General features: G+C 69.4%; 20 protein-coding genes, 2 tRNA genes and 1 pseudogene. 12 read left to right on the forward strand and 11 right to left on the reverse strand.

Features of this window, described 5'->3' with window-relative positions; translation table 11 throughout:
• A partial coding sequence (locus DY245_RS20855; protein WP_147318355.1) for an MFS transporter occupies positions 1–1,208 on the reverse strand: 1,208 nt, incomplete at its 3' end.
• A gap of 181 nt (positions 1,209–1,389) precedes the next feature.
• Between DY245_RS20855 and DY245_RS20860 the strand changes: the two genes are divergently transcribed.
• Positions 1,390–2,328: a LysR family transcriptional regulator gene (locus tag DY245_RS20860; RefSeq protein WP_128508783.1), complete on the forward strand. Its 939-nt coding sequence runs from the start codon at positions 1,390–1,392 to the stop codon at positions 2,326–2,328.
• 160 nt (positions 2,329–2,488) lie between these two features.
• Here the strand turns inward: DY245_RS20860 and DY245_RS20865 are convergent.
• Positions 2,489–2,572, reverse strand: a tRNA-Leu gene (locus DY245_RS20865).
• A 556-nt stretch (positions 2,573–3,128) separates the two neighbouring features.
• Here DY245_RS20865 and DY245_RS20870 point away from each other — a divergent pair.
• The 7 genes and pseudogenes from DY245_RS20870 (at position 3,129) to pknB (ending at position 11,268) form a co-directional block, all read left to right on the forward strand.
• Positions 3,129–3,965: an FHA domain-containing protein gene (locus tag DY245_RS20870; RefSeq protein WP_128508768.1), complete on the forward strand. Its 837-nt coding sequence runs from the start codon at positions 3,129–3,131 to the stop codon at positions 3,963–3,965.
• 10 nt (positions 3,966–3,975) lie between these two features.
• The gene (locus DY245_RS20875; protein WP_128508769.1) at positions 3,976–4,506 is read left to right on the forward strand and encodes an FHA domain-containing protein FhaB/FipA; all 531 of its coding nucleotides are present in this window, start codon (positions 3,976–3,978) and stop codon (positions 4,504–4,506) included.
• A 132-nt stretch (positions 4,507–4,638) separates the two neighbouring features.
• Positions 4,639–5,734 (forward strand): Stp1/IreP family PP2C-type Ser/Thr phosphatase (locus DY245_RS20880; RefSeq protein ID WP_244943169.1); only part of this gene is annotated, 1,096 nt, incomplete at its 3' end.
• A 1-nt stretch (position 5,735) separates the two neighbouring features.
• Positions 5,736–6,246, forward strand: a pseudogene (locus tag DY245_RS46510) (protein phosphatase); the annotation flags it as partial.
• A 23-nt stretch (positions 6,247–6,269) separates the two neighbouring features.
• The gene (locus tag DY245_RS20885) at positions 6,270–7,652 is read left to right on the forward strand and encodes an FtsW/RodA/SpoVE family cell cycle protein (RefSeq protein ID WP_128508771.1); all 1,383 of its coding nucleotides are present in this window, start codon (positions 6,270–6,272) and stop codon (positions 7,650–7,652) included.
• On the forward strand, positions 7,649–9,118 hold the full coding sequence (locus DY245_RS20890) for a peptidoglycan D,D-transpeptidase FtsI family protein (protein WP_128508772.1): 1,470 nt from the start codon (positions 7,649–7,651) through the stop codon (positions 9,116–9,118). Before DY245_RS20885 ends, DY245_RS20890 begins: the two co-directional genes overlap by 4 nt.
• Positions 9,119–9,264: 146 nt before the next feature.
• The gene (gene pknB / locus DY245_RS20900; protein ID WP_128508773.1) at positions 9,265–11,268 is read left to right on the forward strand and encodes a Stk1 family PASTA domain-containing Ser/Thr kinase; all 2,004 of its coding nucleotides are present in this window, start codon (positions 9,265–9,267) and stop codon (positions 11,266–11,268) included.
• Between the two features lie 98 nt (positions 11,269–11,366).
• Here pknB and DY245_RS20905 read toward each other — a convergent pair whose 3' ends face one another.
• The 6 genes from DY245_RS20905 to DY245_RS20925 all read right to left on the reverse strand — a co-directional run bounded on the left by DY245_RS20905 (position 11,367) and on the right by DY245_RS20925 (position 16,063).
• Positions 11,367–12,107 (reverse strand): class E sortase, encoded by a 741-nt coding sequence (locus tag DY245_RS20905; RefSeq protein WP_128508774.1) that lies wholly within the window; start codon positions 12,105–12,107, stop codon positions 11,367–11,369.
• A gap of 25 nt (positions 12,108–12,132) precedes the next feature.
• Positions 12,133–13,629 carry a class E sortase gene (locus DY245_RS44505; protein ID WP_181923786.1) on the reverse strand — a complete coding sequence of 499 codons (1,497 nt, stop codon included), beginning with the start codon at positions 13,627–13,629 and terminating at the stop codon, positions 12,133–12,135.
• Complete coding sequence (locus tag DY245_RS20915; RefSeq protein WP_128508775.1) at positions 13,626–14,282, reverse strand: aminodeoxychorismate/anthranilate synthase component II; 657 nt, start codon at positions 14,280–14,282, stop codon at positions 13,626–13,628. The genes DY245_RS44505 and DY245_RS20915 overlap by 4 nt, the downstream gene beginning before the upstream one ends.
• On the reverse strand, positions 14,279–14,455 hold the full coding sequence (locus tag DY245_RS44510) for a hypothetical protein (protein ID WP_181923787.1): 177 nt from the start codon (positions 14,453–14,455) through the stop codon (positions 14,279–14,281). Before DY245_RS44510 ends, DY245_RS20915 begins: the two co-directional genes overlap by 4 nt.
• 75 nt (positions 14,456–14,530) lie before the next feature.
• Positions 14,531–15,253, reverse strand: a complete 723-nt coding sequence (locus tag DY245_RS20920; RefSeq protein ID WP_128508776.1) for a class E sortase — start codon at positions 15,251–15,253, stop codon at positions 14,531–14,533.
• Between the two features lie 39 nt (positions 15,254–15,292).
• Positions 15,293–16,063 (reverse strand): DUF881 domain-containing protein, encoded by a 771-nt coding sequence (locus DY245_RS20925; RefSeq protein ID WP_128508777.1) that lies wholly within the window; start codon positions 16,061–16,063, stop codon positions 15,293–15,295.
• Between the two features lie 218 nt (positions 16,064–16,281).
• Here DY245_RS20925 and crgA point away from each other — a divergent pair, with 218 nt between their 5' ends.
• Positions 16,282–16,536, forward strand: a complete 255-nt coding sequence (gene crgA, locus DY245_RS20930) for a cell division protein CrgA (RefSeq protein WP_128508778.1) — start codon at positions 16,282–16,284, stop codon at positions 16,534–16,536.
• 236 nt (positions 16,537–16,772) lie between these two features.
• Here crgA and DY245_RS20935 read toward each other — a convergent pair whose 3' ends face one another.
• Positions 16,773–17,675: a rhomboid family intramembrane serine protease gene (locus tag DY245_RS20935; protein WP_128508779.1), complete on the reverse strand. Its 903-nt coding sequence runs from the start codon at positions 17,673–17,675 to the stop codon at positions 16,773–16,775.
• 157 nt (positions 17,676–17,832) lie between these two features.
• A complete protein-coding gene (locus tag DY245_RS20940) occupies positions 17,833–18,360 on the reverse strand; it encodes a peptidylprolyl isomerase (protein ID WP_128508780.1) in 528 nt (175 codons plus the stop codon).
• A gap of 387 nt (positions 18,361–18,747) precedes the next feature.
• On the opposite strand from DY245_RS20940, the gene DY245_RS20945 reads away from it, so the two are divergent.
• Entirely contained in the window at positions 18,748–19,467 is a 720-nt protein-coding gene (locus DY245_RS20945; protein ID WP_128508781.1) for a DUF5324 family protein, read from the forward strand.
• A gap of 176 nt (positions 19,468–19,643) precedes the next feature.
• On the opposite strand, the gene DY245_RS20950 is transcribed toward DY245_RS20945, so the two are convergent.
• Positions 19,644–19,716, reverse strand: a tRNA-Ala gene (locus tag DY245_RS20950).
• A gap of 127 nt (positions 19,717–19,843) precedes the next feature.
• Here DY245_RS20950 and DY245_RS20955 point away from each other — a divergent pair.
• A complete protein-coding gene (locus DY245_RS20955; protein ID WP_128508782.1) occupies positions 19,844–20,392 on the forward strand; it encodes a helix-turn-helix domain-containing protein in 549 nt (182 codons plus the stop codon).
• A 41-nt stretch (positions 20,393–20,433) separates the two neighbouring features.
• Positions 20,434–21,573, forward strand: a 1,140-nt coding sequence (locus DY245_RS20960; protein WP_147318356.1) for a serine/threonine-protein kinase, incomplete at its 3' end; no start/stop codon positions are given.

Consider the following 21,573-nt stretch of genomic DNA (forward strand, 5'->3'; position numbering starts at 1 on the left):
CCCACTCCCACCGTCACCAGCGCCCCCACCGCGAGCGCGCCGCCCAGCCACATCACGCCGGCCGCGCCCCAGCCGTCCGCGGCCCGCCCGCCGACCAGCGCCCCCAGCGCGATGGCCCCGTTGAACACCGCCACGAACAGCGCCGATGCCGCCTCCCGCGCGCCCGGCGCGGCCGCCATCAGCCAGGTCTGGGTGCTGACCGACACGCCCCCGTAGGCCAGCCCCCATACGGCCACCAGCAGTGCCGCCCCCGCGACCCCCGCAACGTGCCCCAGCAGCGGCACCAGCAACACCGCTCCCGCGAGCACCCCACAGATCGCCAGCAACGCCGCACGCGGCGAGCGCGCCGCCGCGGCACCGGCCGTGAAGTTCCCGGCCAGACCCGCGAGGCCGAAGGCCAGCAGCAGCGTGCTGATCTGCCCCGCCTCCGCGCCGGCCACCTCCTCCAGCACCGGCCGCACATACGTGTACGCCGCGAAGTGCCCCGTCACCAGGAGCGCCATCAGCAGAAGTCCGGTCCGTACGGGTGCGCCGCGCAGCAGCCCCAGCACTCCGTTCAGCCGCACCGCGGCAGCCTCCGGAAGCGGCGGCAGCAATACGGCCAGCGCGACCGCCACCGCCCCGCAGACCAGGGCCATCGCCACGAACGCCGTGCGCCAGCCGCCCAGTTCACCCAGGAATGTGCCGGCCGGCACGCCCAGCACCGACGCCGCCGCGACCCCGCTGAAGATCAGGGACGTCGCCGCCGCCACCCTTCGCCCGGGCACCAGCCGCACCGCGAGCCCCGCCGCGATCGCCCACACCCCGCCCATCCCAAGCCCCACCAGCACCCGCGCCGCCAGCAGCACCGCGACATCCGGTGCGTACGCCGCGAGCAGATTCGCCGCCGCCAGCGTGCCCATCAGTGCGGCCAGCACCACCCGCCGGTCCCGCCGCCCGGCCAGCAGCGTCAGCACCGGCGCCGCCACCGCCGCGACCAGGCCCGTCACGGTCAGCGTCAGCCCCGCCGTGCCGTCCGTGATCCGCAACTCCCGGCCCATCGGCGTCAACAGCCCCACCGGCAGCATCTCCGACGTCACGACCGTGAACGTCGCCGCCGCCAGCGCCCCCACCGCCGGCCAGCCACCGCCCCGAATCCGCCCCAACTCCCCTGGTGGCGCCGCTGGTCCAGCCGCGCGGCCCGCCATCCGGCCCTCGATGTTCGTCATGCCTCCAGCCAACTTCCGCGTCCACCGGGGAACAACGGCCAACTCCTCACCCTTGTATGAGCAGGACTCATCGATGAACAGGGCTCATCGGTCCACCGCACGACACCACCGCGCCACCACCACCAACAACACCAGCAACACCGACGCCAAGGAACGCCCGAAGGAGCCCGAAGGAACCCCCATGAGCGGCCCGTCCCCCTCGACCGCCCCCGGCACCCTCCCCAGCGCCACCCCCGCCCTCGAACTCCGCGAGCTGGAGTGCTTCCTCGTCCTCGCCGAAGAGCTGCATTTCGGCCGCACCGGCGAGCGGCTGTACGTCTCGCAGAGCCGCGTCAGCCAGCTCCTGCGCGCCCTGGAGTCCCGGATCGGCGCCCGCCTCGTGGACCGCACCAGCCGCCGCGTCCGTCTCACCCCGCTCGGCGAGGAGTTCCGTACGTCCCTGCGCCCCGCCTACGACGCGCTGCGCGCCACCGTGGAGCGCGCCCGCAGCGCCGCCCGCGGGATCGAGGGGCGTCTGACGATCGGCTTCCAGGGCACCGCGGACGACCGGATCATGCGGGCCATCGACGCCTTCCACCGCCGCCACCCGGGCTGTGCCACCCAGATCGTCGAGATCCCGCTGTGCGACCCCTTCGGCGCGCTGCGCAGCGGCGCGGTCGATGTCGCCGTCACGCTCCTGCCCGTCGCCGAGCCCGACCTCACCCTCGGCCCGGTCTTCTCCGCCCAGCAGCAGACCCTCGCCGTCTCCGTACGGCACCCGCTGGCGTCCCGTACCGCGATCGCCGCCGAGGATCTCGCCGGCACGCCACTGATCTCCCCGGACGGCCCGGCGCCCGCCTACTGGCGAGCGGCCCATGCCCCGGCCACCACCCCGCAGGGCCGCCCGATACCCGCCGGCCCCAAGGTCAGCACCCTGCAAGAGGGCCTCACCCTCGCCGCGGCCGGCCGGGGCGGCATGCTGCTGTGCCGCCCCACCGCCGACTACCACGGCCGCCGCGACATCTCTTTCGTCCCCGTCACGGGCCTGCCGGACTCCGTCCTCGGCCTCGTCCACCACACGGCGCGCGAAACGGCCCGCGTACGCGCCTTCCGTACCGCTGTGACGGAGGTCGCGAAGTGACGGAGGTCGCGGGTGACATACGTCGCGAGCCCCGCGTCCGGCGACACCCCCGCCCACACCCCAGCGCCGCCCCACCCCCCGTGACGCACACAACAACGTGACAAACGCAACGAAAGACCCCCGGTCTCCGGATTTCTCCGAAGACCGGGGGTCTCATCTGTGCGCGAGGGGGGAGTTGAACCCCCACGCCCTTTCGGGCACTGGAACCTGAATCCAGCGCGTCTGCCTATTCCGCCACCCGCGCATGGGTGCTGCCGGTTGATTCTCCCACGCGATCCGGGCTGTTCCGTCCGGGTCTTGTGCGAGCGCCTGCCGACATCCAGAACATTAGCACGCTGTCGGGGGTGTCTTCACACGCCTTTCCCCCGGTCCCCGCCCTGCGGCCACCCGGCTCCCCGCCCTGTGGCAACCCCGGTTCGGCACCCCTCCGTACCTCGGGCATTCGCCGAGCACTGCCCAAAGGGTTCACACTCGCGGTAGCCGCAACCGGAGTGAGGCTCACCGGTCCGCCCGTCCCGCGCCGGGACGGCTCATGGCCCGCCGTGTCCGACTCCGGCCCCCGCCCGGCCGGAGTGGTCGGCGGTTGCGGGACACTGTCTTCGGGGCACATCTACGATCGCAGTGCACAAGCAGTGGGCAAGGAGCAAGAAGCACCGGGCAACCCTGTGAGGGGCGACACTCGTCCTCAAGGCGGGAAAGGGGAACCAGCCGATTTCCCGACGCGTGGATACGATCAGTAAGCAGTATCAGGACGACCCGATCAGGACGACCCCGACGAAGACTGAGGAAGGAGGTGCCCCGTGGGAGTACTGAAGCGTTTCGAGCAGCGTCTCGAAGGTCTCGTCAACGGCACCTTCGCCAAAGTGTTCAAATCAGAGGTGCAGCCCGTTGAGATCGCCGGCGCGCTGCAGCGCGAGTGCGACAACAACGCCACCATCTGGAACCGCGACCGCACGGTCGTCCCCAACGACTTCATCGTCGAGCTGAGCACCCCCGACTACGACCGCCTGAGCCCCTACAGCGGGCAGCTCGGCGACGAACTGTCGGGCATGGTCCGCGACTACGCCAAGCAGCAGCGCTACACCTTCATGGGCCCGATCAAGGTCCATCTGGAGAAGGCCGACGATCTCGACACCGGCCTGTACCGCGTCCGCAGTCGCACGCTCGCCTCCAGCTCGTCCCAGGATCAACCGGGCCAGGCGGCGGCCGCCCAGCGCGCCTCCGCGATGCCTCGCGGCAGCCAGCCCGGCGGCGGCCATGTGAGCCCGCCCCCCATGCCTTCGTCCCCGCCTCCCGGCGGCGCGCAGCCCGTACCCCGTACGGCACCGCCCGGTGCAGGACCGCAGCCCTACGCGCAAACCAGGCGCTGGATCGAGATCAACGGCACCCGCCACCAGATCTCGCGCTCCACGCTCGTACTGGGCCGCAGCACCGACGCTGACGTACGGATCGACGACCCGGGTGTCTCCCGGCGTCACTGTGAGATCCGGGTCGGAACGCCCCCCATGATCCAGGATCTGGGTTCCACGAACGGCATCGTGGTAGACGGGCAGCACACCACTCGCGCTAATCTCCGCGACGGCTCGCGGATTGTCGTGGGCAGTACCACCATCGTTTACCGGCAAGCCGAAGGGTGAAGCGGGGGCAATGTCAGAGCTGACCCTCACGGTCATGCGGTTGGGTTTCCTCGCCGTACTGTGGCTGTTCGTCATCGTGGCCGTTCAGGTCATCCGCAGCGATTTGTTCGGCACGCGCGTCACACAGCGCGGTGCCGCCCGACGCGGCGGGCAGGAAGCGCGTACACAGCGCCAGGCTGCCGCGCCGCCGCAACAACAGCAGCGCCGCCAGGAAGGCGGCCGCGGCAACAACCGCCAGCGCCGCGGAGCCCCCACGAAACTGGTGGTCTCCGAGGGTTCGCTGACCGGTACCACCGTCGCCCTCCAAGGCCAGACCATCTCCCTGGGCCGTGCGCACGACTCCACGATCGTGCTGGACGACGACTACGCGTCCAGCAGGCATGCCAGGATCTACCCGGACCGTGACGGCCAGTGGATCGTCGAGGATCTCGGTTCCACCAACGGCACGTACCTGGACCGGACCCGACTGACGACCCCGACACCGATTCCTCTGGGAGCCCCGATCCGCATCGGCAAGACCGTCATCGAGCTGCGGAAGTAGTACGACAATGAGCGAGCGGAGCGAGCGAGCCGCGGCGGTCCACTCGGCGGACCCGGGCGTGCTCCCGACCGGAGGGTGGGCAGTGTGGCTCGACGAGACCGGCTGTACCCCGAGCCGACGGGTGAGGTGCGCATGAGTCTTTCACTGCGCTTCGCCGCCGGATCGCACAAGGGCATGATCCGTGAGGGCAACGAGGACTCCGGCTATGCCGGACCGCGACTGCTCGCCATCGCCGACGGCATGGGCGGCCAGGCCGCCGGTGAGGTCGCCTCCTCCGAGGTGATCTCCACGCTCGTCCAGCTCGACGACGACGTCCCCGGTTCGGACATCCTCACGTCGCTCGGCACCGCCGTGCAGCGGGCCAACGACCAGCTGCGGGTGATGGTCGAGGAGGATCCCCAGCTGGAAGGCATGGGGACCACCCTGACCGCCCTGCTGTGGACCGGTCAGCGGCTCGGCCTCGTCCACGTCGGCGACTCGCGTGCGTATCTGCTGCGCGACGGCGGGCTGACCCAGATCACCCAGGACCACACCTGGGTGCAGCGGCTGGTCGACGAGGGCCGGATCACCGAAGAGGAAGCCACCACCCACCCGCAGCGGTCGCTGCTGATGCGGGCGCTGGGCAGCGGCGATCATGTCGAGCCGGACCTGTCGATCCGCGAGGTGCGGGCCGGAGACCGGTATCTGATCTGCTCGGACGGACTGTCCGGGGTCGTCAGCCACCAGACGCTGGAAGAGACGCTCGCCAGCTACCACGGGCCGCACGAGACGGTGCAGGAGCTGATCCAGCTCGCGCTGCGCGGCGGTGGCCCCGACAACATCACCTGCATCGTCGCCGACGTCCTGGACGTGGACGGCAATGAGTCGATGGCCGGTCAGCTCAACGACACCCCGGTGATCGTGGGCGCCGTCGCCGAGAACCAGAACCAGCTCAGCGACCCCAGCACGATGCAGACGCCGGCCGCCCGGGCCGCCGAGCTCGGCCGCAGGGACGCCCAGCAGGCCGCCCCGGGAGGCGCCTTCGGCCCGCCCGGAAGCGGTGACCTGGAGGTCGGCGGGCCGCCGCAGGGTTCCTTCGGCGCGTTCACCGACGAGGACTTCCTCAAGCCCCGGCGGCGCGGAAAGTGGATCAAGCGGTCGCTGTTCATCGCGCTGGCGCTGGGCGTCGTCGGCGGCGGGCTCTACGCCGGCTACCGCTGGACGCAGACGCAGTACTTCGTCGGCGCCANGCTCTACGCCGGCTACCGCTGGACGCAGACGCAGTACTTCGTCGGCGCCAAGGACGACCACATCGCGCTCTACCAGGGCATCAGCCAGGACCTGGCGTGGATCAAGCTCAATGACGTGGACGAGGACCACCCCGAGATCGAACTCAAGTACCTGCCGCTGTACCAGCGCAACCAGGTCAAGGAGACGATCGCGGTCGACAACCGCACGCAGGCCGGCGAAAAGGTCACCGAGCTGAGCAAGCAGGCCAACGCCTGCCGCAGCAAGGAGCAGCGGGAGGCCGCCGAGCGCGAAGCGGCGCGTAACAGAGGCAAGGGCCAGGCGGGTACGCCGACCAAGCCCGGTACGCCGAGCACCAAGCCCGGTTCCACCGACAAGGCGGGCAAGACCGGCGGCACCGGCCTGCCCGGCACGCTCGCGGCGACCGCGTCGCCGACTCCCACACCCACTCCCAGCCAGGCCCCCTCCGAGGAGCAGCAGAAGCTGGAAAAGAATTGCAGCACCCAGCAGTGAGGGCGTAGGGGGCCGTACATCTCATGAGCAGTACCACCAACACCACCACCATCGGCACCATCGGAGCCCCGAGCCGCCGCAACACCGAGCTGGCGATGCTCGTCTTCGCGGTGCTGATTCCGGTGTTCGCGTACATCAACGTCGGCCTGGCCAAGGACGGTTCGGTGCCGGCCGGTGTGCTGGGCTACAGCCTGGGCCTCGGTCTGCTGGCGGGCGTCGCCCACCTCGTCGTCCGCAAGTGGGCGCCGTACGCCGACCCGCTGATGCTGCCCATCGCCACCCTGCTCAACGGCCTGGGGCTGATCTTCATCTGGCGGCTCGACCAGGAGCCCTCGCTGGGCAAGGCGATGGCGCCGAACCAGCTGATGTGGTCGACGCTCGGCGTCGCGCTCTTCCTCGGCATCCTGATCTTCCTCAAGGATCACCGTGTCCTGCAGCGCTACACCTACATCTCGATGGTGATCGCGCTGGTGCTGCTGGTCGCGCCGATGTTCTTCCCCGGCGTGAACGGCGCCAAGATCTGGATCACGATTCCGGGTCTCGGCTCGCTGCAGCCCGGTGAGTTCGCGAAGATCATCATCGCGATCTTCTTCGCCGGCTATCTGATGGTGAAGCGGGACGCGCTGGCGCTGGCCAGCCGCCGCTTCATGGGGCTCTACCTCCCGCGCGGCCGCGACCTCGGCCCCATCCTCGTCATCTGGGCCCTGAGCCTGATGATCCTGGTCTTCGAGACCGACCTGGGTACCTCGCTGCTCTTCTTCGGCCTGTTCGTCGTGATGCTGTACGTCGCGACCGAGCGCACCAGCTGGATCGTGTTCGGGCTCCTGCTCAGCGCGGGCGGCGCGGTCGCGGTGGCGACCTTCGAGTCGCACGTCCAGGTCCGTGTGCACAACTGGCTCAACCCGCTGGAGCTGCTCAACGGCGGTGTCACCGAGACCGCCCAGGCGATGTACTCCTTCGGGTCCGGCGGCATCCTCGGCTCCGGTCTGGGGCAGGGCTACTCGCGTCTGATCCAGGGCATCGCGCCGAAGAGCGACTACATCCTCGCCACGGTCGGCGAGGAGGTCGGTCTGGCCGGCCTGATGGCCATCCTGCTGCTGTACGGCCTGCTGATCGAGCGCGGTATCCGTACGGCGCTGGCCGCCCGTGACCCGTTCGGCAAGCTGCTGGCGGTCGGCCTGTCCGGCGCCTTCGCGCTGCAGGTCTTCGTGGTCGCCGGTGGTGTGACGGGCCTGATCCCGCTGACGGGTATGACGATGCCGTTCCTCGCCCAGGGTGGTTCTTCCGTGATCGCCAACTGGGCGCTGGTCGGGATCCTGCTGCGGATCAGCGACACCGCACGCCGCCCCGCGCCGGCCCCCGCCCCGTCCACCGACGCCGAGATGACCCAGGTGGTCCGCCCGTGAACAAGCCCCTGCGCCGGGTCGCGATCTTCTGCGGCCTGCTCGTCCTCGCTCTGCTCGTCCGCGTCAACTGGGTGCAGTTCGTCCAGGGCGATGAGCTCAAGAACGACCCGCACAACCGCCGGGTCGCCATCGAGCGCTACAGCACGCCGCGCGGCAACATCATCGTCGACGGCAAGGCCATCACCGGCTCCACGACCACCGACAGCGGCGACTTCAAGTACAAGCGGACGTACAAGAACGGCAAGATGTGGGCGCCGGTCACCGGTTACGCCTCGCAGGCCTTCGACTCCAACCAGCTCGAAAAGCTCAACGACGGCATACTCTCCGGCACCGACGACAGGCTCTTCTTCAGCCGCACGGTCGACATGTTCACCGGCGGCAAGCAGAAGGGCGGCAACGTGGTGACCACCCTCGACGCCAAGGCCCAGAAGGCCGCCTTCGAGGGTCTGGGCGACCAGAAGGGCGCGGTCGCCGCGATCAACCCGGAGACCGGCGCGATCCTGGCGCTGGCCAGCACCCCGTCGTACGACCCGTCCACCTTCGCCGGGATGAGCAACAAGGACGCCGAGGCGTACAGCGCGCTGCAGAAGAAGAACAACCCCGACGAGCCGATGCTCAACCGGGCGCTGCGCCAGACCTACCCGCCCGGCTCGACCTTCAAGGTCGTCACGGCCGCGGCGGCGCTGGAGAACGGCCTCTACAACGACGTCGACTCCAAGACGGTCTCGCCGCTGCCCTACACGCTCCCCGACACCTCGGGCATCGAGCTGAAGAACGAGGGCAACATCCCCTGCGAGAACGCCAGCCTGCGTGAGGCGCTGCGCTGGTCCTGCAACACCGTGTTCGGCAAGATCAGCGCGGACCTCGGCAACAAGAAGATGAAGGACGAGGCCGAGAAGTTCGGCTTCAACGACCCGAAGATCGACACTCCGGTCCGGGCCGCGGAGAGCATCTTCCCCAAGGACAACCGGCCGCAGAACGCGATGGCGGGCATCGGCCAGGCGTCGAACCGCGCCACGCCGCTGCAGATGGCCATGGTCGCCTCGGCGGTCGCCAACGGCGGCAAGCTGATGAAGCCGTACATGGTCGATCAGCTGGTCGCGACGAACCTCAATGTGGTCCAGCAGCACACGCCGCAGGAGATGAGCCGGCCGCTGTCGCCGGAGAACGCCCAGAAGATCCAGAGCATCATGGAGACCGTCGTCAAGAACGGCACGGGAACCAACGCTCAGATCCCGAACGTCACGGTCGGCGGTAAGACCGGAACCGCGCAGCACGGTGAGAACAACAAGGACAACCCGTACGCCTGGTTCATCTCCTACGCCAAGACCGACAAGGGCACCCCGGTCGCGGTAGCCGTCGTCATTGAGGGATCCGACACGCTCCGCGATGACATCGCCGGTGGCAAGCTCGCAGCTCCGATCGCGAAGCGGGTCATGGAGGCGGTACTCGAAGGCGAGAAGTGACTCGGGTCATGCCAATACCGGTCACGTATCAGGTTGCGGCTCCGGCTCGGTCCGGTACGGCGTGCCGGGTACGGTATGCCCGGACAGCACACCGCCGGACCACACACCGGTGCGGTCGGGACTGACGGAGAGGGCTGGAGAAGCTTATGGAAGAGCCGCGTCGCCTCGGCGGCCGGTACGAGCTGGGCTCGGTGCTCGGCCGTGGTGGCATGGCCGAGGTGTACCTCGCGCATGACACCCGCCTGGGCCGCACCGTAGCTGTGAAGACGCTGCGGGTGGACCTCGCCCGTGATCCGTCCTTCCAGGCCCGGTTCCGCCGTGAGGCCCAGTCGGCCGCCTCGCTGAACCATCCGTCGATCGTCGCGGTCTACGACACCGGCGAGGACTATGTCGACGGTGTCTCGATCCCGTACATCGTCATGGAGTACGTCGACGGCTCCACGCTGCGTGAGCTGCTGCACTCCGGAAGAAAGCTGCTGCCCGAGCGCTCGCTGGAGATGACCACCGGCGTCCTGCAGGCGCTGGAGTACTCCCACCGGGCCGGCATCGTCCACCGCGACATCAAGCCGGCCAACGTCATGCTGACGCGCACCGGCCAGGTCAAGGTCATGGACTTCGGTATCGCCCGCGCGATGGGCGACGCCGGTATGACGATGACGCAGACCGCGGCGGTCATCGGCACGGCGCAGTACCTCTCGCCCGAGCAGGCCAAGGGCGAGCAGGTCGACGCCCGCTCCGACCTGTACTCCACCGGCTGTCTGCTCTACGAGCTGCTCACCGTACGGCCGCCGTTCGTCGGTGACTCACCGGTCGCGGTGGCTTATCAGCATGTCCGCGAGGAGCCGCAGAAGCCGAGCAACTTCGACCCCGAGATCACGCCGGAGATGGACGCCATCGTCCTGAAGGCGCTGGTCAAGGACCCGGACTACCGCTATCAGTCGGCCGACGAGATGCGCGCCGACATCGAGGCGGCGCTGGAGGGCCAGCCGGTCGCGGCGACCTCCGCCATGGGCGCGGCGGGCTACGACCAGGACCAGCCGACGACCATGCTGCGCCCGCAGGATCCGGCGGGCCAGACCTCCATGCTCCCGCCGATGAACCCGGACGACGGGGGCTACGGCTACGACGAGCGCGCCGACCGGCGGCGGGGCGGCGGCAAGAAGAAGAGCAACACCTCGACGATCCTGCTGGTGCTCGCCGCGGTGCTCGTCCTGGTCGGTGCGATCTTCATCGGCAAGGCGATGTTCACCAACGGGAACAAGGGCGGCGGCAAGACGCCGGTGCCCAACCTCGTCGGCAAGACCCTGTCGGAGGCCAAGGGCTTCGGGAAGAACGGCACCTTCAAGGTCGTCGAAGGCGGCCGCAAGGCCTGCGACAACGTCAAGAAGGGCCAGGTCACCGAGCAGGACCCGGAGTCCGGCAAGGAGATCGAGAAGAAGGGCACCGTCACGGTCACGCTGTGCACGGGCCTGGAGCAGATCTCGGTTCCCAATGTGAAGGGTCTGACCGAGGCCGAGGCGCGCAAGGAGCTTGAGGACAAGGGCTTCACCGAGATCGAGACCAAGCCTGTGGCCTCCGACCGGGACCCCGGTACGGTCGCCGATCAGGACCCGAAGCCGAACTCCAAGAAGACCAAGAACACCACGATCACGCTGTCCATCGCCACGGAGAGCCCGAAGGTGAACGTCCCGGACGTCAAGGGCCAGGACTTCGCGGCTGCCGAGAAGCAGCTCAAGGACCTCGGCTTCACGGTCGCCCGGAGCGATCAGGAGGTCTCCGACCCGAATCAGGTCGGCAAGGTCCTCAATCAGAGCCCGGGCGGCAACACCCCGGCCGAGAAGAACTCCGCTGTCACCCTGACCGTGGGCAAGGCGGCGGCGCAGACACCGGTGCCGGACGTGAGGGGCCGGACGGTCAAGGAGGCGAAGCAGGCGCTGCAGCAGGCCGGCTTCAACAACATCCAGTTCGCCGGCGGCAGTCCGCAGGACGACAACGCCCGTGTGGTGACCCAGGATCCGCAGCCTCAGCAGCCGGCCGATCCCGGCACCACCACCGTGACGCTGACCACCATCGGCGGTGGTGGTGGCGGCAACGGTAACGGGGGCGACGACGGCACCCTCTTCGGCGGACCGTTCGGCGGCAAGCACTAGCGGCCCGTACGGCGACTGACGACGAAGCCCCGGCAGCCCTTGGAGGGCGGCCGGGGCTTTGTCGTATGCGGGGTGCGGGGGCTGGGCCGGGGCGGAAGTTAGCGCAGTTCCTTCGGGGGTGTGCGGTCCGCGTCGACCTTCTCCGTGCGCTCCAGCTCGCCCCAGACGATGTAGCGGTAGTTCGAGGTGTAGACCGGGGTGCAGGTCGTCAGGGTGATGTAGCGGCCGGCCTTGCGCTTGCCGGACTCCTTCGGGATGTCGTCGAGGACGTCCACGTTGTACTTCGAGGTCTCGGGCAGCGTCGCGAAGACCTTGTAGACGTACCAGGTGTCCTTGGTCTCGAAGACGATCGGGTCGCCGTCCTTGAGCTTGTCGATGTTGTGGAACTTCGCGCCATGGCCGTCGCGGTGTGCGGCGAGGGTGAAGTTGCCCTTCTTGTCGTTCGGCAGCCCCGACTTGACCGGCTTGGTGTAATAGCCGGCCACGCCCTCGTTGAGGACCTCGGAGTCGGTGCCCTTCTCGACCAGCACCTCGCCGTTGTTCATCGCCGGTACGTGAAGAAAGCCGATGCCGTCCTTGGTGTTCAGCTCCCCCGGCCCCTTGGGCCCGCTGCTCGCCCAGTGCTGGCGCACCTGGTCACCTTGCTTGTGCGCCTCGCGGTCGGCGAGGACGTTGGTCCACCACAGCGAGTAGGCGACGAACAGGCCCAGGACCAGGCCGACGGTGATCAGCAGCTCGCCGATGACGCTGACGACGGCGGCGATGGTCCTGCGCACCCGGCGCGGCTTGGGGGGCGGCGCGGACCGGTCGATTTCCTCGTCGCTTCCGGTTGCAGTCACCGCGTAGCACCCCTCTTATATTCGCTCAGCCGGCGAGCGCATCCGGTTTGCCCTTGCTCCGCGGCCGCTCGTCGACCATCTTGCCCCAGACGATCATCCGAAAGGTACTGGTGAACTCCGGGGTACAGGTCGTCAGGGTGATGTAGCGGCCGGGTCCGGTGAATCCCGAGCCGGGCGGCACCGGTCCGATCACGCTGGTGTTGCTCGGAGACGTCTGCGGGAGGATGCTCTCCATCTCGTACGTGTAGTACGAGCTCTGCGTCTCGACGACGATCTTGTCGCCCTTGGTGAGCTTGTTGATGTAGCGGAACGGCTCGCCGTGGGTGTTGCGATGGGCCGCCACCGCGAAGTTGCCCTTCTTGTCCCAGGGCATTGCCGTCTTGATCCCGCTGTTCTTGTCGTAGTGGCCGACCATGCCGTGGTCCAGCACATCGTGCTTGTCGATGCCCTCGGCTATCGGAGCCTTCACATCCAGCTTGGGGATATACATGATCCCGAAGCGCTCACCGTCCGCGAGGTTCTTCTTCTCCCCGCCGCCCTTGTCCCACTCGTGCTGAAGGTTGTTGGCGGCGCCGCCGGCCTCCTGCTCGGCCATCACATTCGTCCACCACAGCTGATAGGTGACGAACAGCAGCATCAGCACGCCGAGGGTGATGAACACCTCGCCCAGCGCGCGGCTGGCGATCAGGCTGGGGCTGTCCTTGGCGGCGCGCGCGGCCCGCCGGGCCTCCAGCCGTGAAGTGGGGGCGGTCGCCGGTTCAGAAGCCGTCGCAGCGGCCGCTGTGGCGGCGGCCGCACCGCTGTGGCGCCCGCGCCTGCCGCCCCGCTTGGCGGCCTCCTGAGCGGCCTTGCGCCGGGCCGCTCGTCCGCCGGGTGCGGAAGTCGGGGCCGGGGTCTCGGTTTCACGTGAAACGTCGGTGTCGGTTTCACGTGAAACGGCGTCCCCGCCGGACTTCTCGGCCTGCCGCAGCGCCATGGTCTCGTCGTCGCCCCGCCATGGCGCGGCGGCAGACGCAGTGGCCGGCGCGGGGGCGGGCGATACCGGTGCCTCCGGTGCGGTGTAGGGCACCGATATCGGCTCGGTCGACGCAGGGTGAGGGTCGTGGCCGGAGCGGGAGCCGTGGCCCTGGTCGTGGGCGGCGGGCTCGGGACCGTACGACTGCGGATTCGCGCGGGCCGGCTGGTGCGGCCGGGCCGGGGCCGGAGCCGGGGCCGGGAGTTCCGGCTCCTGATGCGGGCGGAACCACGGGGAGCCCGTTCTCTCGCCCTGCGCCGGAGCCGCATGGCGCCCATGACCCGCCTGAAGCGCCTGGGGCCCTTGCGGGTACGGACCGGGCTCGGGCGCTGCCTGGTTCGGCAGGGGATCGTTCAGCGGGTCATTGAGCTGCCCCACTGCCGCCTCGAACGCATCGGGCTGCCCGTACGGATCCTGTGGTCCGTGCGGGTCCTGCGGCACGTACGGCGGCTCCGGCTCGTACGGCTCGTAGGATCTCCCTTCACGCTCGGGGCGCAGGGCGGTCACGCGCCGGCCTTGCCGACCACCGGAGCCAGCCCCGTCGAGCGCTCCACCGCTCCCTTGTCGCCGCATTCGACGAGCCAGTTGGCCAGCATCCGGTGCCCCCACTCCGTCAGCACCGACTCGGGGTGGAACTGCACGCCCTCGACCGGTAGTTCGCGGTGCCGCAGGCCCATGGCGATCCGCCCGCCGGGGGCGTCCGGGGCCTCCGTCCAGGCGGTGACGATCAGTTCGTCGGGGACGGTGTCCGGCTCGACGGCCAGGGAGTGATAGCGGGTGGCGGTGAAGGGGGACGGCAGGCCGGAGAAGACGCCGACGCCCTCGTGGGTGACGAGCGAGGTCTTGCCGTGCAGCAGCTCGGGCGCGCGGTCCACCACACCGCCGTAGGCGACCGCCATCGACTGCATGCCCAGGCATACGCCGAAGACCGGGACGCCGGTGTCCGCGCAGTGCCGGACCATCTCGACGCAGATGCCGGCCTGCTCGGGCGTACCGGGTCCGGGCGACAGCAGCACGCCGTCGAAGCCGTCCTGGGCGTGCCGCGGCGCGACCTCGTCGTTGCGCAGCACCTCACATTCGGCACCCAGTTGGTAGAGGTACTGGACGAGGTTGAAGACGAAGCTGTCGTAGTTGTCGACCACGAGAATCCGTGCAGTCATCGGACGGCTGCCATCCCTTCGTCGACAGTGACGTCATTGAAGGGGAGCAGCGGCTCCGCCCACGGAAAGACGTACTGGAAGAGTACGAAGACGACCGCCAGCACGAGCACCAGTGAAATCAGCGCCTTCACCCACGTGTTGCCCGGCAGATGCCGCCAGATCCAGCCGTACATGCTGTCGCTGTCCCCTTGCCGATGCCGATGACGATGTCGACACCAGAGTAAGGGGCGGGAGCGGGCGCAGGGGGGTCAGCCGGTCAAAGCCGATGGCCTTCCCTGTGCCACGGGTTGGGTGGAATCCAGGTGTGCCCAGGCGATCAGCCGGTGGCTGTGGCCCCATTCCGGCTCGCAGGTCGTCAGCGTGAGATAGCGGCCGGGGCCGTTGAAGCCGGATTTTCGCGGTACGGGGTCGATCACCCCGATGTCGCCGGGCAGCGTCGTATAGGGCCGGTTGTCGATGCGGTAGGTGAACCAGGTGGTGCCGTCGGTCAGCACCACGGCGTCGCCGGGGCGCAGCTGCGGGAAGTCCTTGAAGGGGTCGCCGTAGGTGCGTCGGTGGCCGGCGACGGAGAAGTTGCCGAGGTCGCCGAGGCGCGCGGTGCGGTCGTAGTGACCCAGGCCGCGCTTGAGGACGTCGGTCGCGGTGCCTTCCAGTACGGGCTTGGCCCAGTCCGCGCCGAAGCGCGGGATGTACATGACGGCGAAGGACGCGCCCGGCTCGTAGCGGCGGGGCGGCGCGGACGGCGTGGGGCCGTCGCCGGGGGCGGGCTTGGCGTCGGGGGCGGTGAGCGGCCCGGTCGACCACTGGTGCTGGAGCTTGCCGATCTCGCCGTCCATGGCGCTGTCGGCCCGTACGCCGGTCCAGAAGAGGACGTAGATCACGAAGAGCACGATCAGCGCGCCGCCGGTGACGCAGATTTCGCTGAGCGTCCGTACGATCCACCGCACCGTCGTCCGGCCCCGCAGCATCATTCGGCCCCGCCCCTCCCCGCCGCCCTCGCGGCGCGCGGGCTACGGCTTCACAGGCTGTGCGTAGTGGAGATCCACTGTGCCGGAGTAGCCGGGCAGAGTCACCGCCTCGTGCTGGTCGACTTTCCAGCCCAGGCCGTAGGCGTTCACGTACTGCAGATAGTTCTGGATGGCGGGGGAGGCGGTCAGCGCGTTGTTGAGGGCCTCACGGTTGCCGACGGCGGTGACCTTGTACGGCGGGGAGTAGACCCGGCCCTGGAGGATCAGGGTGTTGCCGACGCAGCGCACCGCGCTGGTGGAGATCAGCCGCTGGTCCATGACCTTGATGCCCTTGGCGCCGCCGTGCCACAGGGCGTTCACCACGGCCTGCAGGTCCTGCTGGTGGATGACCAGGTCGTTGGGCTGCGGCTCGGGCACGCCGGGGATCTTGGCGGTGGCGTTCGGCGGGGCGTCGGTGAGCGTGACGGACACGCCCTGGCCGGAGAGCGGCTTGGTGCCGGCGCTCTTCTCCAGCGCCTTGAGCTTGGCGTCCTCGGCCTTGGAGCTGCCGTTGTCGCGCTGCGCGAGCCCGTCGACCTCCTCGCGCAGGGTGGCGTTACGGTCGTCCTGGGAGCCGTTTTTGTGGCTGCGCTCCTGAATGAGGTCGGACAGCCGCAGCATCGAGTCGTCCGAGCGCAGATTGGTGCCGCGCGCGGTGTCGAAGCTCAGCCAGAACAGCAGCCCGGCGAGCGCGAAGACGACCAGGGTGAGCAGCCGCACCGGCCGCAGCCGGGGCCGGACGGGGCGGCCGGGGGAGTCAGCGGAATTGCTCAACGTACCCTTACTCCTTACGACGCCGCGGAAGCACTACGCTAACGGACGCCCGGGAAAGGAATCCGCTCCCCACCGCGTCCGCTTCCCGGCGCACACCTCGTACCTCCCCCGCGCGGGCGGGGATCCCCCGATCTCGGCTTCGTTCGAGCGGGCGGTATCCCATCCCGCTCGCGAGAAGTCGAGAGTGGGGGAGCAGCGCATCGACAGGAGAGTTCCTCGTGCCGAAGTCACGGATCCGCAAGAAGGACGACTTCACGCCGCCGCCGGCGAAGACCACCAACCTGAAGATGAACTCAGGCCGCGGTTGGGTGGCGCCACTGATGCTGGCGATGTTCCTGATCGGGCTGGTGTGGATCGTGCTGTTCTACGTGTCCGAGGGCGATCTGCCGATCGCCGCCATGGGCAACTGGAACATCGTGTGCGGCTTCGGCTTCATCGCGGTGGGCTTCGGCGTATCCACACAGTGGAAGTAGCGCAAGCCCTGCCCAAGGCCATCCACACGGTTATCCACAGCCGGGGAAAACTTCAGAAGATCTGTGGATAACCTTCCGGAGGTTGACGCCGGTGTGATCGGCGGCACCCGCTCCTGACCTCCGTCTCCCCCTGTTCTTACTGGGGAAACGCAGGTCAGGGCGGCCCGGAACGAGAGTTCCGCACAGCATGCACAAGATCGGCCACGCACTGTGGACAACTTGACGGGACAGGCCCCTCAGCCCACCAGCTGAAGGGTCCGTACCCACACCACCGCGGCGATCGCGAGCAGCGCCACCGCACAGGTGGCGGCCTGCACCAGGGTCCGGCGGTCGCGCGGTGCATGCACCATTCCGAACGCCACCGCGGCGCCCACGATCAGGCCGCCGACATGCGCCTGCCAGGCGATGTGCGGCCACAGGAACGTGAACGCCAGGTTGAGGCCGAGCAGGATCAGCACCGGCTTCATGTCGTAATTCAGCCGCCGCAGCAACACCGCCGTGGCACCCAGCAGCCCGAAGATCGCGCCGGACGCGCCCAGCGAGGGCTGGCTCGGCGCGGCGAGGAGGTACGACAGGGCGCTGCCGCCCAGGCCGGCGAGCAGATAGAGCGCGATGAACCGCAGCCGGCCGAGCGCCGCCTCCAGCGGCGGGCCCAGCCACCACAGCGACAGCATGTTGAACGCGATGTGCGCGAACTGCTGATGCAGGAACATCGCCGTCACCAGGCGGTACCACTGGCCCTCGGCGACGCCTTCGGGCAGATACCCCGGAGGGGTCCGCCCGAGCATGACGAGGTCGCCCAGCAGCCGGCCGTCGTCCAGCGTCATCGCGATGAAGACCGCGATATTGATCCCCATCAGGATCATCGTGATCAGCCGGGGGTTGGCCGCTATCGTGCCGCCCGCGATCGTGCGCGGCACCGACGCCCGCGGCGCATGGCCGGTGCCGCTGCCGCCGCGTACACAGTCCGGGCACTGGAAGCCGACCGAGGCGCTGACCATGCACTCCGGGCAGATCGGCCGGTCACAGCGGGTGCAACGGATGCCGGTCGGACGGTCCGGGTGGCGGTAGCAGCCCGGCAGGCCGTCGTCCCCCCGCGCGTCCTGCGGCTCCTGTGGGCTGCCTGGCACCTGGTCCATCGGTCCCCTCGTCCTCGTCTCCGTCCGGGGCGTCGAACACCGCCCCTCCCGCCCGTCGCGCGGTTCACCACCCCTGGACGAGCTTTGCGCCCCGCCTGATTTACGACCGGGCGGGGCGCAATGGTTCCCCGGACCGGGCCGGGGCACAAGACGCGGCTCAGCGGGTCTCGATGACGACCGACTCGATGACGACGTCCTGGACCGGACGGTCGGTGCGCGGGTTGGTCTTGGTGCCTGCGATGGCGTCGACGACCTTCTTGCCGGCCTCGTTGCTCACCTCACCGAAGATGGTGTGCTTGCCGGTCAGCCAGGCGGTCGCGCCGACGGTGATGAAGAACTGCGAGCCGTTGGTGCCCGGACCGGCGTTGGCCATGGCCAGCAGGTACGGCTTGTTGAAGGCCAGGTCGGGGTGGAACTCGTCCCCGAACTCGTAGCCGGGGCCACCGGTGCCGTTGCCCAGCGGGTCGCCGCCCTGGATCATGAAACCGCTGATCACCCGGTGGAAGACGGTGCCGTCGTACAGCCGGTCCGTGGACTTCTTGCCGGTCGCCGGGTGGGTCCACTCCCGCTCACCATTGGCGAGCTCGACGAAGTTCTTGACCGTCTTGGGTGCATGGTTCGGCAGAAGCCGAATCTCGATGTCGCCCTGGTTCGTCTTCAGGGTGGCGTAGAGCTGCTCAGCCACGATCTACCTTCCATAAGTCTTCACTGACGGTTCCCGATCCTCGCATGGACCGGCCCGCCCGTCGCCCGACCACCACCCCGGAACGGGCTTCGCGCGTATTTTCTCCGTCGCCCGACCACCACCCCGCAACGACCTTCGCGCGTATTTTCCCCGTCGCCCGACCACCACTCCCCTGACGGCTTTCGCACTGATTCCCAGCGCCCGAAGCCGCAATCCGTGGGATCGTCGTCACAGGGCCCCGGAACGTCCGCAATGACCCGGATGCCCGCTCGCACATGCCGTACGGCTCATGAGCGGGCATGATCTTCAAACGGGTGGACAGGCGATACAGCAGACATGGGGGACAGCCCCCCGAGCCCCGGACACGCCACCGAGGAGGAGGATCCCGTGACCCGCAAGGACAGCGTGCGCGCCGCGACCGGTACGGCCAGGGAGAGCGTGCGGCACGCCGCGGAGGTGGTGGCTCCGTATGCCGGTACGGCCAAGGACGCCGCCGCGCACTACACGCACGAGGCCCGTACGCGATTGGCGCCCAAGGTGGCCGAGGCCGCCCATCAGGCCCGTTCGCAGTACGACACGCATCTGCATCCGCGTATCGAGCATGCCCGTGGCACGCTGCCGCCCAAGGTGGACGCCGCGGCGACCCGGGCGGCCTGCCGGACCCGCAAGGCCGCCCGCCACGCGGCCGAGTACACCGCACCGCGGCTGGAGAACGCCGTGACCAGCGCGCGTGCCGCGGCCGAGCCGGTGCGTGAGGAAGCTCTCTCCCGCGGCGCCGCCGCGCTCGCCGCGCTCCGCGGCCAGGTATCGGCCGCGGAGATCGCCAAGCTCCAGAAGAAGCACAACCGCCGGGCCAAGTGCGGCAAGGCCGCCAAGCGCCTCACCGTGCTGGGCGTCCTGGTCGGCGCTGCGATCGCCGCCTGGAAGTGGTGGGACAAGCAGGCCAACCCGGACTGGCTGGTCGAGCCGCCGGCCCCCACCGAGGTCGGCGAACGCGGCCGGCTGAGCGCCGTGGACGGCAGCGAGGGCGCCGCGCTCGACCCCGAGGTCCAGGCCAAGCAGGCCGACGCCGAGGCCGACGAGCGGGGTGGCGGCAACACCGCCTGACGCCGGGCCGCCGGAAGATCACCGGGCCGTGTCCACCTCCCCGCGAGCGGGGAGGCGGGCGCGGCCCGCTCGCGTACGCGGACAAGAGCCCGGCCGGAAAAGTGATGACACCCTGTCAGGGCATCGAAAAAGCCCTTCTGACCAGCGATGACGCCAATCAGAAGGGCTTTGGGGAGTGGAGCCTAGGGGAGTCGAACCCCTGACATCTGCCATGCAAAGACAGCGCTCTACCAACTGAGCTAAGGCCCCTTCGCGGAACAGGGTACCCGGTGTCCGGCCGCTTTCCCGACCGGGTATCGCCGCACCCCGTCGCTCTCCGTAGGATGCTTCGCGAGATTCGCGACAGCGAAGCGACCGGGGAGACAGGGGAGACGGTATGGACGCAGCACAGCAGGAAGCCACCGCGCGGGCCCGGGAGCTACAGCGCAGTTGGTACGGGGAACCTCTGGGCGCGCTGTTCCGCCGTCTCATCGACGATCTCGGTCTCAACCAGGCCCGGCTCGCCTCGGTACTCGGTCTGTCCGCCCCGATGCTGTCCCAGCTGATGAGCGGGCAGCGCGCGAAGATAGGCAACCCGGCGGTGGTCCAGCGGGTGCAGGCGCTGCAGGAGCTGGCCAGTCAGGTCGCGGACGGCAGCGTCAGCGCCGCCGAGGCGACCGACCGCATGGAGGAGATCAAGAAGACGGCGGGCGGCTCGGTGCTGAACAACACCGCGCAGCAGACGTCGTCGACGGGGGCGACCACGGTGCGACGCGTGGTCCGCGAGATCCAGTCCCTGCTGCGGTCGGTCTCCGACGCCGGGGACATCATCGATGCGGCGAACACTCTCGCCCCCACTCACCCCGAACTGGCAGAGTTCCTCCGGGTCTACGGTGCCGGTCGTACCGCGGACGCGGTCGCCCACTACGAGGCGCACCAGAGTTAGCCACAGGGGACGTTGCGAGTTCAGAAAGCGGACGGGGCGCAATGGGTGAGATCTTCGCCGGTCGGTACGAGCTGATCGACCCGATCGGACGGGGCGGTGTGGGCGCGGTCTGGCGCGCCTGGGACCACCGGCGCCGCCGCTATGTGGCGGCCAAGGTGCTGCAACAGAGCGACGCGCACACACTGCTGCGCTTCGTCCGCGAACAGGCACTGCGGATCGACCATCCGCATGTGCTGGCCCCGGCGAGCTGGGCGGCGGACGACGACAAGGTGCTGTTCACCATGGATCTGGTGAACGGCGGCTCGCTGGCTCATCTGATCGGCGATTACGGCCCGCTGCCGCCGCGGTTCGTGTGCACGCTGCTGGACCAGCTGCTGGCCGGGCTGACCGCGGTGCACGCCGAGGGTGTGGTGCACCGCGACATCAAGCCGGCGAACATCCTGCTGGAGGCCACCGGCACCGGACGGCCGCATCTGCGGCTGTCGGACTTCGGTATCGCGATGCGCAAGGGTGAGCCGCGGCTCACCGAGACCAACTATGTGGTGGGCACGCCCGGTTACTTCGCGCCCGAGCAGATGCTGGGCGCCGAACCGGACTTCCCCGCCGACCTGTTCGCGGTCGGCCTGGTCGCGCTCTACCTGATCACCGGCACCAAGCCGGACGCCGAGGCGCTGATCCGGCACTTCGCGCAGCACGGCATCCCCAACGCGCCCGAGGGCGTGCCGGAGCCGCTGTGGCAGGTGCTGGCCTCCTTGGTGCACCCCGATCCGGACTCCCGCTTCAAGACGGCCACCGGGGCGCGCAAGGCGATTCTGTCGGCGGTCGAGATGCTGCCGGAGGCGACGATCGAGGAAGAGATCGTCGAGGTCTTCGACCACATAGGGCCGCTGCCCGCCGGGTTCGGGCCGGACGGCCCGCTGCGGACCGGGGAGGCCGACGCCGGGCCCGCGACGGGCGGCACGACGGCAGGCACCGCGGTCACCGGGCACGGCTCCATGTCGGACACCGGCAGCTTCCAGCTCGCGCCGCCGGAGCCGAGCACCCCGCCGACGCCCACACCCACTCCCACACCGACGCCGATGACGGGCGGAGTGCCCACGGGCCACGGCGGCCCGGCCGCCCCGTCCGGCCGGCCCTCGGCGCCGCCTCCGCCCCCGGCGCCCGGGTACGAGCCCACGGCC

The organism is Streptomyces inhibens (genome assembly GCF_003389455.1).
Classification (GTDB): Bacteria; Actinomycetota; Actinomycetes; order Streptomycetales; family Streptomycetaceae; genus Streptomyces; species Streptomyces inhibens.

What these genes read in the sequence shown, in the direction of transcription:
- DY245_RS20860 (WP_128508783.1), top strand. Translation starts at nt 1,390, where the DNA reads ATGAGCGGCCCGTCCCCCTCGACCGCCCCCGGCACCCTCCCCAGCGCC.
- DY245_RS20875 (WP_128508769.1), top strand. Translation starts at nt 3,976, where the DNA reads ATGTCAGAGCTGACCCTCACGGTCATGCGGTTGGGTTTCCTCGCCGTA.
- DY245_RS20885 (WP_128508771.1), top strand. Translation starts at nt 6,270, where the DNA reads ATGAGCAGTACCACCAACACCACCACCATCGGCACCATCGGAGCCCCG.
- pknB (WP_128508773.1), top strand. Translation starts at nt 9,265, where the DNA reads ATGGAAGAGCCGCGTCGCCTCGGCGGCCGGTACGAGCTGGGCTCGGTG.
- DY245_RS20915 (WP_128508775.1), bottom strand. Translation starts at nt 14,282, where the DNA reads ATGACTGCACGGATTCTCGTGGTCGACAACTACGACAGCTTCGTCTTC.
- DY245_RS44510 (WP_181923787.1), bottom strand. Translation starts at nt 14,455, where the DNA reads ATGTACGGCTGGATCTGGCGGCATCTGCCGGGCAACACGTGGGTGAAG.
- DY245_RS20920 (WP_128508776.1), bottom strand. Translation starts at nt 15,253, where the DNA reads ATGATGCTGCGGGGCCGGACGACGGTGCGGTGGATCGTACGGACGCTC.
- DY245_RS20935 (WP_128508779.1), bottom strand. Translation starts at nt 17,675, where the DNA reads ATGGACCAGGTGCCAGGCAGCCCACAGGAGCCGCAGGACGCGCGGGGG.
- DY245_RS20955 (WP_128508782.1), top strand. Translation starts at nt 19,844, where the DNA reads ATGGACGCAGCACAGCAGGAAGCCACCGCGCGGGCCCGGGAGCTACAG.